This window comes from Sphingomonas sp. S-NIH.Pt15_0812, assembly GCF_003951315.1.
Lineage (GTDB): Bacteria > Pseudomonadota > Alphaproteobacteria > Sphingomonadales > Sphingomonadaceae > Sphingomonas.
This window is the reverse complement of the sequence record NZ_QLJH01000019.1, coordinates 58,892-76,424: the sequence shown is the minus strand read 5'-3', so window position 1 is coordinate 76,424 and position 17,533 is coordinate 58,892. Positions and strand designations below refer to the sequence as shown.

The window sequence follows — 17,533 nt, the reverse complement described above, 5'->3', positions numbered from 1 at the left end:
GGTCCAGGACCAGGCGACGGTCGACGAGGCGGCGCTCATGGCGCTCGGCGCGCGCGGCCTGATCCGCCCCTCCGCCACCGCGCTGCAGGTGGTGCTGGGGCCGATCGCCGATGTCGTGGCGGTCGAGGGCGCGCTGGCCGGCGTCACCGCCGCGCCGGGGCTGGCGGTCGGGCCGGTCGGCTGGCTGCGCGCCACGGATTGCGACGTCCCGGCCGAGGGGTGCGGCATCGCCGCCGAGGAAGCGGCGTTCGACGCGGCGCGCCACGATCTGGCGAACGCCCTCACCGCCCGCGCGCGAATCGCGCACGGGGCCGAGCGCGCGATCGTCGAGGCCCATGCCGCGATGCTCGACGATCCGGCGCTGCTGGCGGCGACCCGCCACGGCATCGCGCGCGGGGCCAGCGCCGCCGCCGCCTGGCGCGCCGCGATCCGGCCCCAGGGCGAGGCATTGCGCGCGACTGGCGATGCGCGGCTGGCCGAACGTGCCGACGACATGCGCGACTTGGAGCGGCAGCTAATCGCCCGGCTGATGGGGCTGGAAACCACCGCCCCGGTGTTCGCGCCCGGCACGATCCTGCTCGCCGACGATCTGCTCCCCTCGCAGCTGCTCGGCCTCGACACCGCGACCATCGCGGGCATCGCGGTGGAGCGTGGCGGCCCGACCTCGCATGTCGCGATCCTGGCGGCGACGCTGGGCCTGCCCGCGCTGGTCGCGATCGGTCCGGCCCTGCGCGACGTGGCGGAGGGTACACGGGTGATCCTCGACGCGAGCGAGGCGCTGCTCCATCTCGACCCGCCGCACGAGAAGATCGCGGCAGCCGAGGCGAGGATCGCCGCCATCGCCGCCCGCCGCGCCGACGCCTTGGCGCGCGGCCACGCCCCCTGCCACACCCGGGACGGGCAGCGGATCGAGGTCTTCGCCAATCTCGGCTCGGTCGCCGACGCCACGCTGGCGATGGCCAATGGCGCGGAGGGTTCGGGCCTGTTGCGGACCGAATTCCTGTTCCTGGAGCGCGAGACGGCGCCCGACGTGGCCGAGCAGACCGCCGATTACCAGGCGATCGCCGACACGCTGGCGGGCCGCCCGCTCATCATCCGCCTGCTCGATATCGGCGGCGACAAGCCGGCCCCCTACCTCCCCATTCCCGCCGAGGAGAATCCGGCGCTCGGCCTGCGCGGCATCCGCGTCGGCCTCGCCCGGCCCGAAATCCTGGAAGACCAGCTCCGCGCGATCCTGTCGGTGCGCCCGGTCGAACAGTGCAAGATCATGGTGCCGATGATCGCCAGCCTGGACGAACTGCGCCAGGTCCGCACCGTGCTCGACCGTCTCTGCGCCGAACTGGGGCGCACCGACCGCGTGCCGCTCGGCGTGATGGTCGAGACGCCGGCGGCGGCGATCACCGCCGACCTGCTGGCGCGCGAGGCGGACTTCCTGTCGATCGGCACCAACGACCTGACCCAATATGCGCTCGCCATGGATCGCGGCAATGCCAGCGTCGCCAGCGCGCTCGACGGCCTGCACCCGGCGGTGCTGCGCCTGATCGGCGAGACGTGCAGGGGCGGCGCCGCGCATGGCCGCTGGACCGGCGTGTGCGGCGGCCTGGCCTCCGATCCGCTGGCGGTGCCGATCCTGATCGGCCTGGGCGTCACCGAACTCTCCGCCGCCCCGGCGGTCGTCCCCGATATCAAGGCGATGGTCGCCGGGCTGACCCTGCCCGCCGCCCGCGCCCATGCCCAGGCCGCGCTCGCCTGTTCCAGCGCCGCCCAAGTCCGCCGCCTCGCCCGGGAGTTTGCCGCATGAAGTCGATCCTCGGAGCGCTCCAACCGCTCGGCCGCGCGCTGATGCTGCCGATCGCGGTGCTGCCGATCGCGGGCCTGTTGCTGCGCCTCGGCCAGCCCGACCTGCTCGACATCGGCTTTGTCTCGGCGGCGGGCGATGCGATCTTCACCCATCTGGGCCTGCTCTTCGCGATCGGCGTCGCCACCGGCTTCGCGCGCGACGGCAATGGCGCGGCCTGCCTGGCCGGCGTCACCTGCTTCCTGATCGCGACGGAGGCGGGCAAGACGCTGATGACGGTGCCCGCCGATATCGGCGCCGGCCTGACCCCCGCCGGCCTCGACCTCGCCAAGGCGGCGTGGAAGGCGAAGGCGATGGCGCGGCTCGACGTGCCGCTCGGCATCCTGTCGGGCCTGGTCGGCGGCCTGTTCTACAACCGTTTCTCGGCGATCAAACTACCAGAATATCTCGCCTTTTTCGGCGGACGGCGATTCGTGCCGATCGTCGCGGGGCTGGCCGGGCTGGTGCTGGCCGCCATTGCCGGTCTCGGCTTCGCCAGCATCAACGCGGGCATCGACCAGCTCAGCTATGCGATCATCGGGGCGGGCGGCGCGGGGCTGTTCGTGTTCGGCCTGCTCAACCGGTTGCTGCTCGTCACCGGGCTGCACCATCTGCTCAACAACATCGCCTGGTTCGTGGTCGGCGACTATCACGGCGCGACCGGCGACCTGCGCCGCTTCTTCGCGGGCGATCCCAATGCCGGCGCGTTCATGGCCGGGTTCTTCCCGGTGATGATGTTCGGCCTGCCCGCCGCCTGCCTCGCCATGTATCACGAGGCGCTGCCCGACCGGCGCAAGGCGGTCGGCGGCCTGTTGTTCAGCCTGGCGCTGACTTCGGCACTGACCGGCGTGACCGAGCCGATCGAATTCAGCTTCATGTTCCTCGCCCCCGTCCTCTACGCCATCCATGCGGTGCTGACCGGCCTGTCGATGACGCTGATGTCGATTCTGGGCGTGAAGCTGGGCTTCGGCTTCTCCGCCGGCCTGCTCGACTATGTGTTGAACTTCGGCAAGGCGACCCGGCCGCTGCTGCTGATCCCGGTCGGGCTGGTCTATGCGGCGGTCTATTACACGGTGTTCCGCGTCTTCATCCGCCGGTTCGACCTGAAGACGCCGGGCCGCGACGACGCCGTCCCCGCGACCGGGGCAGCGACGCCGGTGGCGGAGCGGGGCGCGGCCTTCGCCCGGGCGCTGGGCGGCGGCGCGAACCTGACCACGGTCGGGGCCTGCACGACCCGGTTGCGGCTGGTGGTCCAGGACCAGGCGGCGGTCGACGAGGCGGCGCTCAAGGCGCTCGGCGCGCGCGGGCTGATCCGCCCCTCCGCCACCGCGCTGCAGGTGGTGCTGGGGCCGATCGCCGATGTCGTGGCGGTCGAGATCCGCGATGCGCTGGCCCAGGGCGGCGTGGCGGCCGCGCCGGTCGCCGCCGTGGCGGATGTGACCGCCAAGCCGGTACGGCTTCCTGCGGCTTTGCTGAGCGCGCTGGGGGGCGAAGCCAATGTCGAGCGGGCCAGCGTGCATGGCGGCCGCCTGCGCGTGGCGCTGCGGGATGCCGGCGGGGTGGAGGATGCGAAGCTGGTCGCGCTCGGCGTGGCGGCGGTAGCACGCCCCTGTCCCGGCGTGCTGCACCTGCTGGCGGCGGATGGCGATGCGGAGCGGCTGACCGTCTGACCGTCTGACGCCGATCGGCCGGTCGGCCATATCGAAACCGCCGCTTCAATGAGACGGTCGGAAAGACGGCCTTACCCGTCCTTCACGCTCCGCGCCGGCAGAGGCGATACCTTTGCAGAAGTCGCTACCGTGCTCCTGCCTACGCAGGAGCACGAGCCTGTCAGGCCTAATTGCCCGACTTTGGCGAAGCGCCTGCGGAGGCCGGGCTCAGCCGTCGGAAATGCGCATCCGCCCCGTCGCTACCGGATCTTCCGGTAGGTCACATGCTCGCGGATATGATCGCGGGTCGACAGATAGTCGGCCATCCGTGCGATCTCCTTGTCATAGCTGTAGAGCTGGCTGCGCGGGCGGAAGCTGTGGTCGACGGGCACCGCATCGATGATCCCCATCGTCAGGCCGGCCTTCTCCGCCGTCTTCGGCCAGACCAGGTCATATCCCCAGCCCATCGGGCTGTCGGTGCTGAACGGCGTCGCCAGGTCGAAGAATGCATGGCTCATGCTGACCACCGGCCCGCTCTCAATGAAGCCGGTCTGCCGCGCGGTCAGCCCCAGGCGGCGACGCACGATCGGCCAGTCGGTATAGCTGCGCCAGGTTCGCGCCGGCTGCGCGATCGCAAAGCCATGCGCCTGTTGCAGGCCGATCAGCGCATCCAGGAACCCCCGGCCCATCCAGATATCGTCGTCGCAGAACAGCACATAGTCGAAACCCTGGTCGGGCGCGTCGCGCACCAGCCGTTCGAGCAGCAGCCATTTCGGCTCATAGCCCTGGATCCGCTCGACGGTGACCGCATCCACCGCCGGACTGGGCGACGCGCCACCGATCGCAGCCCAGCGTTGGACCAGATCGACCTGCGTGGCGGTGGCGAGCTGTTCGACGATATGGTCGATCAGGCTGGGCTTGTTGCCGACATAGACGCCGACCACCAGCACCTTGGGCCGGCCCTGCGGCGCGGGCGTGCTGCGATAATGCGGATCGCGCCGGGGCAGCAGATGCGCCAGCTTGCGCGTGATCCTGAGCGACAAGGCCAAGCCGATCTCCCGTTCGTCGAACGCAATCGGCTGAAAAGGGCCGATTTCCGCCGCCTCCTTGCCCGGTGGCCGCGCGTCGGTCCAGCAAAAGCGAAACGGCGGCGGAGCGGATCACCGCCCCGCCACCGGGAAGATCAGCCGATATGCTCGGCGAGGACGGTCAAGCCTTGCGCATTGACCTCGGCGAAGCCGCCGCGGATCGCGATCGTCTCGGGCTGGCCATTGGCGCTGGTATAGACCGAGAGGATGCCGTCTCGGATCGTCGACATGAAGGGGGCATGGCCCTCCAGCACCGCGAAGTCACCCTCGGTGCCGGGAACGGTGACCATGTGGACCGACTCCGAGCGGACCAGCCGCTCGGGAGTGACCAGCTCGAAGTGGAGCGCCATTACGCCTCCTTGGCCATCTTCTCGGCCTTGGCGACCGCTTCGTCGATGCCGCCGACCATGTAGAAGGCCGCTTCGGGCAGGTGGTCGTAATCGCCGTTCACCACGCCCTTGAAGCTGCGGATCGTGTCCTCGATCTGCACGAACTTGCCCGAGATGCCGGTGAAGACCTCGGCGACGTGGAAGGGCTGCGACAGGAAGCGCTGGATCTTGCGCGCGCGGGTCACGGTCAGCTTATCCTCTTCGGACAGCTCGTCCATGCCCAGGATCGCGATGATGTCCTGCAGCGACTTGTAGCGCTGGAGCAGCGACTGGACGGCGCGCGCCGTCTCGTAATGCTCCTGCCCGACGATGCGCGGCTCCAGCACGCGGCTGGTGGAGTCGAGCGGGTCGACCGCCGGATAGATGCCCAGCTCCGAGATGGCGCGGTTGAGCACCGTCGTCGCGTCCAAGTGGGCGAACGAGGTCGCCGGGGCCGGATCGGTCAAGTCGTCGGCGGGCACGTACACGGCCTGGACCGAGGTGATCGAGCCCTTGTTGGTCGAGGTGATGCGCTCCTGCAGCGCGCCCATGTCGGTCGACAGGGTCGGCTGATAGCCCACGGCCGAGGGGATGCGGCCGAGCAGCGCCGACACTTCCGCGCCCGCCTGGGTGAAGCGGAAGATGTTGTCGACGAAGAAGAGCACGTCCTGGCCCTCCTGGTCGCGGAAATATTCGGCGATCGTCAGGCCCGACAGCGCCACGCGCGCACGGGCGCCCGGCGGCTCGTTCATCTGGCCATAGACCAGCGCGACCTTCGACCCCTCGCTGATCGCATTGCCCTCGGCATCCTTGGCGATGACGCCCGCGTCGAGGAACTCGTGATACAGGTCGTTGCCCTCGCGGGTCCGCTCACCCACGCCGGCGAACACCGAGGTGCCGCCATGGCCCTTGGCGATGTTGTTGATCAGCTCCTGGATCAGCACGGTCTTGCCCACGCCGGCGCCGCCGAACAGGCCGATCTTGCCGCCCTTGGCATAGGGGGCGAGCAGGTCGATGACCTTGATGCCGGTGACCAGGATCGCGCTCTCGGTCGACTGGTCGACGAACAGCGGCGCGGCGGCGTGGATCGGCGCGCGCAGGTCGGTGGCGACCGGACCGCGCTCGTCGATCGGCTCGCCGATGACGTTGAGGATGCGGCCGAGCGTCGCCGGGCCGACCGGCACGGAGATCTGCGCGCCGGTGTCGCGGACGGTCTGGCCACGGGTCAGGCCCTCGGTCGAGTCCATCGCGATCGTGCGGACCGTGTTCTCGCCCAGATGCTGCGCGACCTCCAGCACCAGGCGGGTGCCGTTATTGTCGGTCTCCAGCGCCGACAGGATCGCCGGCAGCTGCTGGTCGAAATGCACGTCGACGACCGCGCCGATGACCTGCGCGATCCGGCCGACCGTGTTGGTGTTGCCCGTCGACTGGGTCGGGCGGATGTCTTCAGCGGCGGTTGCCATTGCGATTCTTCCTGCTTCGAAACTTTTAGAGCGCTTCCGCGCCCGAGATGATCTCGACCAGCTCGGTCGTGATCGCGGCCTGACGCGCGCGGTTGTACTGGATGCTCAGCCGCTTGATCATGTCGCCGGCATTGCGCGTGGCATTGTCCATCGCAGTCATGCGGCTGCCCTGCTCCGACGCCGCATTTTCCAGCAGCGCGCGGAAGATCTGCACCGCGATGTTGCGCGGCAGCAGTTCGGCGAGGATCGATTCCTCGTCGGGCTCATATTCGGTGACGGCGGCGGCGGCCGGAGCCGCATCCTTGAGCACGACCTGTTCGGCCAGCGGCACCGGGATGATCTGGATGCCGGTCGGCACCTGCGCCAGCGCCGACTGGAACTTGGAGAAGAACAGATGCGCCACGTCGAACTCGCCCGCGGTGAAGCGCGCGATCAGGTCGTCGGCGATCGCCTTGGCATCGTCGAAGCCGGCGACCTTCATCGCCGACATGTCCCGGTCCGCCAGGATCGCATCGGGGAAGAAGCGCTTCAGCACGCGCCCCTTCTTGCCGGCGATGTAGAAGCGCACGGTCTTGCCCTGCGCCGACAGATCCTCGGCCTTGCGGCGCGCGGCGCGGACGATGTTCGAGTTGAACGCGCCCGCCAGGCCGCGCTCGGAGGTCGCGACGACCAGCAGGTGCACCTGGTCCTTGCCGGTGCCCGCCAGCAGCGGCGACGCGCCGGGGCCGCCGGCGCGGGTCGCCAGGCTGGCCATCACCCGCTCCAGCCGCTCGGCATAGGGACGGCCGTTCTGCGCCGCGTCCTGCGCCCGGCGCAGCTTGGCGGCGGCGACCATCTTCATCGCCTTGGTGATCTTCTGCGTCGACTTCACCGAGCCGATGCGGATCTTGAGGGCCTTGAGTGACGCCATCTTCTTCCTATCGTCACCCCGGCCGGAACCGGGGTCTCCCCGTTATCGCCCTGCCCCGACCATCGGCCCGGGCAAGGCCCGTCCTCAGGCGAAGGTCTTCGCGAACTTGTCCAGCGCGGCCTTCAGCCCCGCCTTGGCCTCGTCGCCCAGGTCGCGCGTGTCGCGGATCTTGGCGAGCACGCCCGAATGGTTCGCGCGCAGGTCGGCGAGCATCGCGCTCTCGTAGCGCACCACGTCCTGCACCGCGACATTGTCGAGATAGCCGTTGGTGCCCGCGAAGATCGACGCCGTCTGCTCCTCGAAGGGCATCGGGTTGAACTGCGCCTGCTTGAGCAGCTCGGTCAGCCGCGCGCCGCGGTTCAGCAGGCGCTGGGTCGAGGCGTCGAGGTCCGAGCCGAACTGCGCGAACGCCGCCATCTCGCGATACTGGGCCAGCTCCAGCTTGATCGAGCCGGACACCTTCTTCATCGCCTTGGTCTGCGCGGCCGAGCCGACGCGGCTGACCGACAGGCCGACGTTGATCGCCGGGCGGATGCCCGCGAAGAACAGGTCCGTCTCCAGGAAGATCTGGCCGTCGGTGATCGAGATCACGTTGGTCGGGATATAGGCCGACACGTCGCCCGCCTGCGTCTCGATGATCGGCAGCGCGGTCAGCGAGCCGCCGCCATTCGCGTCCGACATCTTCGCGGCGCGCTCCAGCAGGCGCGAGTGGAGATAGAAGACGTCGCCCGGATAGGCTTCGCGGCCCGGCGGACGGCGCAGCAGCAGCGACATCTGGCGATAGGCGACCGCCTGCTTCGACAGATCGTCGAACACGATCAGCGCGTGCATCCCGTTGTCACGGAAATACTCGCCCATCGCGGTGCCGGTATAGGGCGCGAGGAACTGGAGCGGCGCGGGGTCCGAGGCGGTGGCGGCGACGACGATGGAATATTCCATCGCGCCATTCTCCTCCAGCGTGCGGACGAGCTGCGCGACGGTCGAGCGCTTCTGGCCGACCGCGACATAGACGCAGTAGAGCTTCTTCGACTCGTCGGTGCCGGCGTTGACCGTCTTCTGGTTGATGAAGGTGTCGATCGCGACGGCCGACTTGCCGGTCTGGCGGTCGCCGATGATCAGCTCGCGCTGGCCACGGCCGACGGGCACCAGCGCGTCGATCGCCTTCAGGCCGGTCTGCATCGGCTCCGACACGCCCTGGCGCGGGATGATGCCGGGGGCCTTGACCTCGACGCGGCTGCGCTGATCGCTGGCGATCGGGCCCTTGCCGTCGATCGGGTTGCCGAGACCGTCGACCACGCGGCCGAGCAGGCCCTTGCCGACCGGCACGTCGACGATGGTGCCGGTGCGCTTGACGGTATCGCCCTCGCGGATCTCCGAGTCCGACCCGAAGATCACGACGCCGACATTGTCGGCCTCGAGGTTCAGCGCCATGCCCTGCACGCCATTGGCGAACTCGACCATCTCGCCCGCCTGGACGTTGTCGAGGCCGTAGATGCGCGCGATGCCGTCGCCGACCGACAGCACCTGGCCGGTTTCCGAAACCTGGGCCTCGGTGCCGAAATTGGCGATCTGGTCCTTGATGACCTTGGAGATTTCTGCGGCGCGGATGTCCATCACTTCAGCCTTTTCCCAACAGCGTTCGCTGTCAGCCTTTCATTGCGTGCGCGAGCGCGTTCAAACGGGTGCGGATCGACGAATCGATCATCTGGGAACCGATGCGGACGACCAGCCCGCCGAGCAGCGCCGGATCGACCGACAGGTCGACCGTCACCTCGCGACCGACGCGCTGGCGGAGCTGCTGCTTCAATTCGCCGACCTGATCCTCGGTCAGCGGATGCGCGCTCGTCACCTCGGCGGTCAGTTCGCCGCGATGGCGCGACGCCAGGGCGCGATAGGCGCGGATGATCGCCGGCAGCGCGCCCAGGCGGCGGTTCTCGGCCAGCACGCCCAGGAAGCTGCGCGTCGCCGGGTCCAGCCCGAGATGATCGGCGACGGCCAGCACCGCCTTGGTCGCGGCGCCGCGCGCCACCACCGGGCTGCCGATCAGCGAGCGCAGATCGTCCGAATCCCGCAGGGCGTCACGCACCGTGGCGAGGCTCGCCTCCACCGCGTCGATGCTGCGGGCGTCGCGCGCCAACTCGAACAGGGCGAGCGCGTAGCGCCCACTTAAGCTGGCCTGAATACCGCCGGATGTCTCCACGGAGCGTTATGTCCCTCAGCATTTCAAAACGGGTAGCCCATAGGGAACGGGGCGCGGAACCGCGCCTGTCGCTGGGCTTTCGGGCGGCTAGCATGAGGGTGCAGAGGATGCAAGCGAACCTGTCCATCCTGTCACTTTCCTTTACCGGATGTTCAGGCATGTCCCGTTCAGGATCGGCGGCGTACCGATGCCCCGTTCGACAGGAGGGACGGCACGATGCGCGGATGGGTGCTGGTGGCGGTCGTCGCGATGGTCTGCGCCGCTCCTGCTGCCGCCGAGGTGATCCATGTCGAGGGCATCGTCGCGGCCGGATCGCGCGAGGCGAGCCTGTTGCCGACGATCGGTGTCGACCTGTTCGACGGGCCGGCCGGCGACGCGCTGGGGGTGGCGATCGAGCGGCGGCTGGCGACGCTCGGCCGGGACGGCGTGCCCCATGCCCAGGTCGTCGCCCCGTCGCTGCGCCCCGACGGCCTGGTGTCGGGCCGCGCCGCGTCCTCGGTCGAGCAGGCGGGCTATACCGAAAGTCGCGAGCGCTGCGTCGAGAAGAAGGACGACAAATGCGTGCGCCGCGTGCGCTACACGGTCGCCTGCATCCAGCGCACGGTGACGCTCCATGCGGACCTGCGCCTGATCCGGCAGCGGGACGAGCGCATCCTATACGCGTGGACGCCGACGCGCAGCGACACCAGCAGCTGGTGCGAGGACGAGGCGGGCGGCCTGGGCGCGGACCTGGCGGTCCAGTCGATGGTCGAATCGATCGCCGGCCAGGTCCGGCTCGACCTCGCGCCGCACCGCGAACGCTACAAGGTGCGCATCCGCGAGGAGCGCGACGGCCTGCCGCCCGACCTGGCCGAGCAATTCCGCAGCACCGTCCACCAGACCAGGCAGGACGAACGGGGGGCCTGCGCCCGCTTCGCGGCGATCGGCGCGGCGGCGCCCGATCACGGACCCACGCTGTTCAACCAGGCGCTCTGCGCGGAGGCGGCCGGCCGCTATGCGGAGGCGGCGGCGCTCTACACCCGCGCCCGCGTCTTCGCGCCCCGGGCGGGCGACGCGATCAGCCGGGGCCTGGAACGGGTCGCGGCGCTCGCCGCGGGGGCCGAGGATGTGAGGCATATGGCGCCGCTTTGACCGCAAGCTTCGGGATGCGCCGCGCGCGGCTGGCGGGCAGGATGGCGGCATGACCATGATCGATCCCGATGCCGCCTGGGCCGCCTTCGAGGCGCGCGACCGTTCCGCCGATGGCCGCTTCGTCGTCGGGGTGCGATCGACCGGCATCTATTGCAAGCCGAGCTGCCCGGCGCGCCATCCCCGGCGCGCGCAGGTCAGCTTCCATGTCGATGGCGCGGCGGCACGCGCGGCCGGCTTCCGCGCCTGCCTGCGCTGCCGGCCCGACGCGGTCGCCCGCGACCGGGCGGCGGTGGCGGAAGCGATCGCGCTGATCGACGCGGCGGAAGCCCCGCCCCGGCTGGAGGCGCTGGCCCGGGCGGTCGGCTATGCGCCGCATCATTTCCACCGGCTGTTCAAGCGTGCGACCGGGCTGACGCCCGCCGCCTATGGCCGCGCGAAACGGCTGGAGCGCGCCGGCGCCGCCCTGACCCGGGGCGCGACGGTGACGGACGCGCTCTACGCCGCCGGTTACGCCGCCCCCAGCCGCTTCTATGACGCGGCGGCGCGCCTGGGCATGGCCCCCAGCGCCTGGGCGAAGGGCGGACGCGGCGTCACCATCCACTGGACGCTGGCGGCAACCAGTCTCGGCCCGTTGCTGATCGCCGCGACGGGGCGCGGACTGTGCCGCGTCGCCTTCGACGAGGACGGGGCGGCCCTCAGCGCCCGCTTCCCCCATGCCGCGCTGCGGCCCGGCGGTTCTGCCCTGGCCGATCTCGCCGCGCGGGTCGTCGCGCTGGTGGAGACGCCGGGCTGCGACGCGGACCTGCCGCTCGACCTGCGCGGCACCGCCTTCCAGGAGGCGATCTGGCAGGCGCTGCGCACCATCCCGCCGGGCGAGACGCGCAGCTATGCCGAACTCGCCGCGCTGGCCGGCGCGCCGGGGGCGACTCGGGCGGCGGGATCGGCTTGCGGCGCGAACGCCATCGCCATCGCCATTCCCTGCCACCGGGTGGTGCGCAGCGATGGCGGCGTGGGCGGCTATGCCTATGGCGCGGCGCGCAAGGCGGCCCTGATCGCACGGGAACGCGACGCCGGCTGAACCGTGTCGCGGGGCGGCGTGGTTAGGAGAATGGTAAATTCTTGCGCCTAAGTCGTTCGGAAGCATGAGGGACCAGGCTGCATGAGCGCGTTCGGGCGTCGTAACGGGATCGGCCAGCCGGCACGGCCGGCCTTTGGCGTGGCGCGGCCCATGCAGGGCGGCGCGCCGGTCCGCGAGTCCGCGGTCACGGGCGATGGCGGGGCGCAATTCCCGCCGCTCGAATCGCTGCCCCTTCCTGGCGGCGAGGCCGAAGGCACAGCCGCCATCCCCGCCGCGCAGGCGGACGCGCTGCAACGACTCGCCGATCGCCAGGCGGCGTCGGGCGATGCCGGCACCAGCCGGGTCGAGGGATTCGAGGCATCGGTCCACAAGATCAAGGAACAGGTGCTGCCCCGCCTGCTGGAGCGCGTCGATCCCGAGGCCGCCGCGACCCTGGGCAAGGACGAACTGGCAGAGGAATTCCGCCCGATCATCGGCGAGGTGCTGGCCGAGCTGAAGCTGACGCTCAACCGGCGCGAGCAGTTCGCGCTGGAAAAGGTGCTGGTCGACGAGCTGCTAGGCCTGGGGCCGCTGGAGGAGCTGCTCGCCGATCCCAACATCTCCGACATCATGGTCAACGGCCCCGAGCAGACCTATGTCGAGCGCAAGGGCCGGCTGGAGATCGCGCCGATCCAGTTCCGCGACGAGGAGCATCTGTTCCAGATCGCGCAGCGCATCGTCAATTCGGTCGGCCGCCGCGTCGACCAGACCACGCCGCTCGCCGACGCGCGCCTGAAGGACGGCAGCCGCGTCAACGTCATCGTGCCGCCGCTGTCCCTGCGCGGCACCGCCATCTCGATCCGCAAATTCTCCGCCAAGCCGATCACGCTCGACATGATGGCCGGCTTCGGCAGCATGAGCCCGAAGATGGCGACCGCGCTGAAGATCGCGGGGGCCAGCCGGTTCAACATCGTCATTTCCGGCGGCACCGGTTCGGGCAAGACGACGATGCTCAACGCCCTGTCGAAGATGATCGACCCGGGCGAGCGCGTGCTGACCATCGAGGACGCCGCCGAGCTTCGCCTGCAACAGCCGCATTGGCTGCCGCTGGAGACGCGTCCCGCCAATCTGGAGGGTCAGGGCGAAATCTCGATCCGCGACCTGGTGAAGAACGCGCTGCGCATGCGGCCCGACCGGATCATCCTGGGCGAAATCCGCGGCTCGGAATGTTTCGACATGCTGGCGGCGATGAACACCGGCCATGACGGCTCGATGTGCACGCTCCACTCCAACTCCCCGCGCGAGGCGCTGGCGCGGATGGAGAACATGGTGATGATGTCGGACATCAAGGTGCCCAAGGAGGCGATCAGCCGCCAGATCGCCGATTCGGTCGACCTGATCATCCAGGTGAAGCGCCTGCGCGACGGTTCGCGCCGCGTCACCAACGTCACCGAGGTGATCGGCATGGAAGGGCCGGTGATCGTCACGCAGGAACTGTTCAAGTTCGAATATCTGGACGAATCGGCCGAGGGGAAGATCATCGGCGAATATCGCTCGATGGGCCTGCGCCCCTATACGCTCGACAAGGCGCGGCAATTCGGGTTCGACCAGGCGTTTCTGGAGGCGTGCCTGTAAGGACGGAGCCGGAACTGTTTCCTCTTGCCTGTTCCCCTTCCTGTTCCCCGGCGAAGGCCGGGAACAGCAAGGCGGGAAGGGCTCGCCGAACGACCACCATCCCGTGATTTTCGCCACGACGCCGCCCGCCGGCTGCGATAGGAGCGACCGTCGATGCGTATCCTAGCCCTTGCCGCGCTCCTGCTGCTCGCCGATGCCCCGGTCCCCGTCGCCTCGCGCGACCCCGGCGTGGTGCGGCTGGCGGCGGATGCGCAAGGACGCTGGGTCGACTTCACGCTGACGCCCGGCAACCAGATCCGCTTCCGCATGACGGTGAACGGCCGGCCGGTGACCGCGATCCTCGACACCGGCGTGTCCTTCTCGCTGCTGTCGCGGACGTCGCCCGTCACGCGCGGCGCGACGATCGCGCCGGGCGGCCAGGCGAGCGCGATCGGCGGCGCGGTGCCGATCGGCTGGATGCCGACCCGGTCGCTGACGCTGGGCGGCCTGACCCGGCGCGGCGGCGGGCTGGCGGTCGCCACCCTGCCCGCGCTCGCCACCGGCAGCGCCGAGTCGGTCGACCTGCTGGTCGGGCGCGACCTGCTGGCGGGGCAGGCGCTCGACATCGACTATGCCGCCAACCGCTTCCGCCTGATCCGATCGGGGCGGATGCCCTTTCCCGGCAAGATCGCGCCGCTGTCGATCTCGCCCGCGCGCAACGTCTATGAAAGCGCGATCACGCTGGGGACGAAGCGCTTATCGCCGATGATCGTCGATACCGGCGACGGATCGTCGATGACCATCACCGAGGGCGAGTGGCGCAGCGGCGGCCTGGGCAAGCTGCCGCGCACCACCGCCATCGCCTTCGGCCTGGCGGGACCGGTGGTGACGGGTCTGGCGATCGTCCCCTCCGTCCGGCTGGGCGAGCTGAACGCGCAGGATGTCGAGATGCGGATCGAGCCGGTGGGCGGCTTCTCGGAGGCGATCGGAGTCGCCGGGCGGATCGGCACCGGCTTCCTGTCGCGCTACCGCGTGCTGCTCGACCCGCGCGCGGGCCGGATGGTGCTCAATCCCCGGCCCGACATGCCGCCGGTGCTGCGCTCGACCAGCGGCCTGCTGCTCGGGCTGGAGCGCGACCGGCTGAAGGTGCTGCACGTCATGCGCGGCGGCCCGGCGGAGACGAGCGGCTGGGCGATCGGCGACACGATCTGCGCGGTCGACGGCCAGCCGATCGGGCCCGACTACACCAGCAGCCCGCTCGCCCGCTGGTCGGCGGGCGCGCCGGGCACGGTCGTGATGCTGACGCCGTGTAGCGGCCGCCCCCGCAAGCTGGTGCTGCGCCGCTTCTACTGATCAGGCGCGCGCCGACGCGATGTAGCGGTCGACCACCCGCTCCAGCAGGGTCAGCGGCACGTTGCCGGTGCCGACCACGACATCGTCGAACGCCTTGAGGTCGTAGCGCCGCCCCAGCGCGGCCTGCGCCTTGACGCGCAGCCGGTTGATCTCGTTATGCCCCATCTTGTAGCCGCAGGCCTGGCCCGGCATCGCGCAATAGCGCTGCACCTCGGCGGTGAGCTGTCCGACCGGCATCCCCGTCGCGCCCTGGAACCAGGATACCGCCCGGTCGAAGCTCCAGCGCTTGGCATGGAGGCCGGTATCGACCACCAGCCGGCACGCGCGGAAGTTCATCGACTGGAGGTAACCGATCCGGCCCAGCGGATCGTCGTCATAGACGCCCAGTTCGCTGGCCAGCTGCTCGGCATAGAGCGCCCAGCCTTCCGAATAGGCGTTGAAGGCGAGCAGCGAGCGGATCAGCGGCAGGCGATAGCTATATTCGCCCTGCCAGACATGGCCCGGTATCCCCTCATGATAGCAGAGCGTCGGCAGCGAATAGCGCGGCCAGGTCGCGGTCGATTTCAGGTTGATGTAATAGATGCCGGGTTGCGACCCGTCCATCGAGCCGGGTCCGGCATAGCCGTTGGGCGCGCCGTCCTGGATCGCGGGCGGCACGCGGCGGATCACCAGATGGCCCTTCACCAGCGTGCCGAAGGCGCGGGGCAGGCGCGTGCGCACATCGGCGATGCGGCCGTTCAGATAGGCGAGCAGCTTGGCGCGCCCGGCATCGTCGTTGCTGAACAGCAGGTCGGGCCGGTGGCTGAGCGCGGTCAGCCGCTCGCCGACACTGCCCTTGGACAGGCCCTGCGCCTTCAGCAGCGTGTCGATCTCGGCATTGATCGCGCGGTTCTGCTCCAGGCCGAGGGCATGGATCGCCTCCGGCGTCTCGGTGGTGGTGGTGCCGGCGCGGACCAGCCAGCGATAATAATCCTCGCCATGCGGGCGCTGCCACAGTCCGGGTTCCGGGCTCGCCTGGGGGCGGAGCGCGGCGAAGGCGGCGATCTGCCGGTCGAGCGCCGGGGCCACCATCTCGGCGCACAGCCGCGCGGCGCGTTCGGCATGGCGCGGCGGCAGGCCGGCCTTGGCGCATTTGGCGGCGAAGCTGGTGACGATCCCCCACCCGGCGGCGGGCGTCGCGCGGATCCCCCGCAACTGCCCGGCGGTCAGGTCGATGACCAGCACGGGCGGGATCGCGCCGCGCGCGGCATCGGCGCGGATGCGGCCGGTCTCGCCGTCCACCGCACGGGCATAGGCGGTCAGCCGGTCGCAATAGGCCTCCGCATCGGCGGCGCTGGCCACGTCATGCTTGGTCTCCAGCAGGTCGGGCACATCGGCATAGGCGCCGCCGAGCTGCGAGACGATATAGGGCGTGCTGCGGAAACTGGCGGAGGGGTCGAGCACCGCCACCTCGCCGACCGGCATCGTCCGCCAGCCCTCCTGCGCCAGCGCATAGGCGGTGTCGGTGGTGTCGACATCGATCGCGACCGTAGGCGACAGGCGGCTGCGGTCGATCCGGCGAAGCTGCGCCAGATGCGCGGTGCAGCGGTCGCGCCGCGCCGCGTCCGCCGCCGCGCTGCGATCCGCCAGCTTCGCGCGCAGCGGCGCGCGTGCGTCGCGGTCCAGCCCCAGGCTCAGCGCCGCCTCGGGCCAGTCGGCCAGCAGCTCCTCCGCCAGGCCGGCGAGCAGAGTCTCCGCCTCCGCATCGCCCGGTGCCGCCTCCGTCCCCTGCGCCCGCGCCAGACCGCGCGGCAGCACCGCCGTCAGTCCCAGCGCGCCCGCGCCCGTCAGAAGCGCGCGCCGATTGCCGTCCATATCCCGATCCCCATCCGCCTTGAGCGGACAGCATAATCGCGCTTTCCGCCTGAACGCCAGCCGTTCGGCCGATGATCGGGATCAGCGCGTGACCATCCGCCGCGCGAAATGCACCTCCACCGCGCGGCGCACCCCCTCGGCGATGCGCTGCCGCCCCTCGCCACTGTCCAGAAAGGCGGCGTCGACGGGGTTGGAGATATAGCCCGTCTCGAACAGGATCGACGGCATGTCCGGCGCCTTCAGCACCATCAGGCTCGCCATGCGGTGGAAATTGGGCTTCATCGGCACCAGCGGCTTGGCCTCCCGGCCCAGCAGCCGGGCGAAATTGGCGGAGGCGTTCATCGTCTCCCGCTGGGTCAGGTCGATCAGGATCGAGGACACGTCCTCGCCCGCCTCGCCCAGATTGACGCCGGCGATCACGTCCGCCTTGTTCTCGCGCGCCGCCAGCCGCGCCGCCTCCTTGTCGGACGCCACCTCGGACAGGGTATAGACCGATGCGCCGGTGGCATCGCCCACGCCGACGCTGTCGCAATGGATCGAGATGAACAGGTCGGCGCGCAGCCGGCGGGCGATGCCATAGCGTTCGCGCAGCACCAGATAATGATCGTCGTCCCGGGTCAGCGCCACCCGCACCCGGCCGCTGTCGAGCAGCTCGTCGCGGATCGCCTTGGCGATCTTCAGCGTCACGTCCTTCTCGCGCAGGCCGTTGGCGCGGTTGATCGCGCCGGGATCGACGCCACCATGGCCCGCATCGATCACCACCAGCGGCCGTCCCGCCTCGCCGCGCACCTTGGGCAGCGGCGCGGCATGGACCTTGGGCAGCGTCACCGACACGCGCGCGCCGGGCGGCGGGGCGGCGTGCACCGGCAGCGCATGCCAGCCGAGCGTCGCCATCGCCAGCATCCCGCCTGCCGAGGTCCAGCGCAAAACCATCGTCACCAAACCCCTTTCGTCACCGGCCCTTGCCTGATGAAGGGCGCTGCGGCGATGCGCCGCACGATTCCATCCC

At 70.2% G+C, this 17,533-nt stretch carries 13 protein-coding genes and 1 pseudogene; 6 read left to right on the top strand and 8 right to left on the bottom strand.

The window, feature by feature from the left end:
• Both ptsP and nagE read left to right on the top strand, forming a co-directional pair.
• Positions 1-1,801 (top strand): phosphoenolpyruvate--protein phosphotransferase (gene ptsP, locus BRX43_RS13370; RefSeq protein WP_125995594.1); only part of this gene is annotated, 1,801 nt, incomplete at its 5' end.
• Positions 1,798-3,507 (top strand): N-acetylglucosamine-specific PTS transporter subunit IIBC, encoded by a 1,710-nt coding sequence (nagE, locus tag BRX43_RS13365; protein WP_125995593.1) that lies wholly within the window; start codon positions 1,798-1,800, stop codon positions 3,505-3,507. The genes ptsP and nagE, both read left to right, overlap by 4 nt.
• A gap of 239 nt (positions 3,508-3,746) precedes the next feature.
• Here nagE and BRX43_RS13360 read toward each other — a convergent pair whose 3' ends face one another.
• From BRX43_RS13360 to BRX43_RS13335, 6 genes are all read right to left on the bottom strand, one after another.
• Positions 3,747-4,535, bottom strand: coding sequence for a hypothetical protein (locus BRX43_RS13360; protein WP_125995592.1), 789 nt, complete (start codon positions 4,533-4,535; stop codon positions 3,747-3,749).
• 134 nt (positions 4,536-4,669) lie between these two features.
• On the bottom strand, positions 4,670-4,924 hold the full coding sequence (locus BRX43_RS13355; RefSeq protein WP_125995591.1) for an ATP synthase F1 subunit epsilon: 255 nt from the start codon (positions 4,922-4,924) through the stop codon (positions 4,670-4,672).
• Positions 4,924-6,405 carry a F0F1 ATP synthase subunit beta gene (gene atpD, locus BRX43_RS13350; RefSeq protein ID WP_125995590.1) on the bottom strand — a complete coding sequence of 494 codons (1,482 nt, stop codon included), beginning with the start codon at positions 6,403-6,405 and terminating at the stop codon, positions 4,924-4,926. The genes BRX43_RS13355 and atpD overlap by 1 nt, the downstream gene beginning before the upstream one ends.
• A 25-nt stretch (positions 6,406-6,430) precedes the next feature.
• Positions 6,431-7,315: a F0F1 ATP synthase subunit gamma gene (locus BRX43_RS13345; protein WP_125995589.1), complete on the bottom strand. Its 885-nt coding sequence runs from the start codon at positions 7,313-7,315 to the stop codon at positions 6,431-6,433.
• A gap of 84 nt (positions 7,316-7,399) precedes the next feature.
• Positions 7,400-8,929 (bottom strand): F0F1 ATP synthase subunit alpha, encoded by a 1,530-nt coding sequence (gene atpA, locus BRX43_RS13340; protein WP_125995588.1) that lies wholly within the window; start codon positions 8,927-8,929, stop codon positions 7,400-7,402.
• 31 nt (positions 8,930-8,960) lie between these two features.
• The gene (locus BRX43_RS13335; protein ID WP_125995587.1) at positions 8,961-9,515 is read right to left on the bottom strand and encodes a F0F1 ATP synthase subunit delta; all 555 of its coding nucleotides are present in this window, start codon (positions 9,513-9,515) and stop codon (positions 8,961-8,963) included.
• A gap of 216 nt (positions 9,516-9,731) precedes the next feature.
• Here BRX43_RS13335 and BRX43_RS13330 point away from each other — a divergent pair, with 216 nt between their 5' ends.
• From BRX43_RS13330 to BRX43_RS13315, 4 genes are all read left to right on the top strand, one after another.
• Complete coding sequence (locus BRX43_RS13330) at positions 9,732-10,646, top strand: hypothetical protein (RefSeq protein WP_125995586.1); 915 nt, start codon at positions 9,732-9,734, stop codon at positions 10,644-10,646.
• 49 nt (positions 10,647-10,695) lie between these two features.
• Complete coding sequence (locus BRX43_RS13325; protein WP_125995585.1) at positions 10,696-11,724, top strand: methylated-DNA--[protein]-cysteine S-methyltransferase; 1,029 nt, start codon at positions 10,696-10,698, stop codon at positions 11,722-11,724.
• Positions 11,725-11,805: 81 nt separating this feature from the next.
• Positions 11,806-13,338 (top strand): CpaF family protein, encoded by a 1,533-nt coding sequence (locus tag BRX43_RS13320; RefSeq protein WP_125995584.1) that lies wholly within the window; start codon positions 11,806-11,808, stop codon positions 13,336-13,338.
• Between the two features lie 153 nt (positions 13,339-13,491).
• Positions 13,492-14,670 carry an aspartyl protease family protein gene (locus BRX43_RS13315; protein ID WP_125995583.1) on the top strand — a complete coding sequence of 393 codons (1,179 nt, stop codon included), beginning with the start codon at positions 13,492-13,494 and terminating at the stop codon, positions 14,668-14,670.
• Here BRX43_RS13315 and BRX43_RS13310 read toward each other — a convergent pair whose 3' ends face one another.
• Positions 14,671-16,524, bottom strand: coding sequence for a DUF885 family protein (locus BRX43_RS13310; protein WP_125995582.1), 1,854 nt, complete (start codon positions 16,522-16,524; stop codon positions 14,671-14,673).
• Between the two features lie 81 nt (positions 16,525-16,605).
• Positions 16,606-17,322 (bottom strand): annotated as a pseudogene (locus tag BRX43_RS13305) (N-acetylmuramoyl-L-alanine amidase); the annotation flags it as partial.
• Between the last annotated feature and the right edge of the window lie 211 nt (positions 17,323-17,533).

Coding starts and splice junctions, on each gene's coding strand:
- BRX43_RS13355 (WP_125995591.1), bottom strand. CDS start 4,924: ATGGCGCTCCACTTCGAGCTGGTCACTCCCGAGCGGCTGGTCCGCTCG.
- atpD (WP_125995590.1), bottom strand. CDS start 6,405: ATGGCAACCGCCGCTGAAGACATCCGCCCGACCCAGTCGACGGGCAAC.
- nagE (WP_125995593.1), top strand. CDS start 1,798: ATGAAGTCGATCCTCGGAGCGCTCCAACCGCTCGGCCGCGCGCTGATG.
- BRX43_RS13310 (WP_125995582.1), bottom strand. CDS start 16,524: ATGGACGGCAATCGGCGCGCGCTTCTGACGGGCGCGGGCGCGCTGGGA.
- BRX43_RS13325 (WP_125995585.1), top strand. CDS start 10,696: ATGACCATGATCGATCCCGATGCCGCCTGGGCCGCCTTCGAGGCGCGC.
- BRX43_RS13320 (WP_125995584.1), top strand. CDS start 11,806: ATGAGCGCGTTCGGGCGTCGTAACGGGATCGGCCAGCCGGCACGGCCG.
- BRX43_RS13345 (WP_125995589.1), bottom strand. CDS start 7,315: ATGGCGTCACTCAAGGCCCTCAAGATCCGCATCGGCTCGGTGAAGTCG.
- BRX43_RS13315 (WP_125995583.1), top strand. CDS start 13,492: ATGCGTATCCTAGCCCTTGCCGCGCTCCTGCTGCTCGCCGATGCCCCG.
- BRX43_RS13330 (WP_125995586.1), top strand. CDS start 9,732: ATGCGCGGATGGGTGCTGGTGGCGGTCGTCGCGATGGTCTGCGCCGCT.
- atpA (WP_125995588.1), bottom strand. CDS start 8,929: ATGGACATCCGCGCCGCAGAAATCTCCAAGGTCATCAAGGACCAGATC.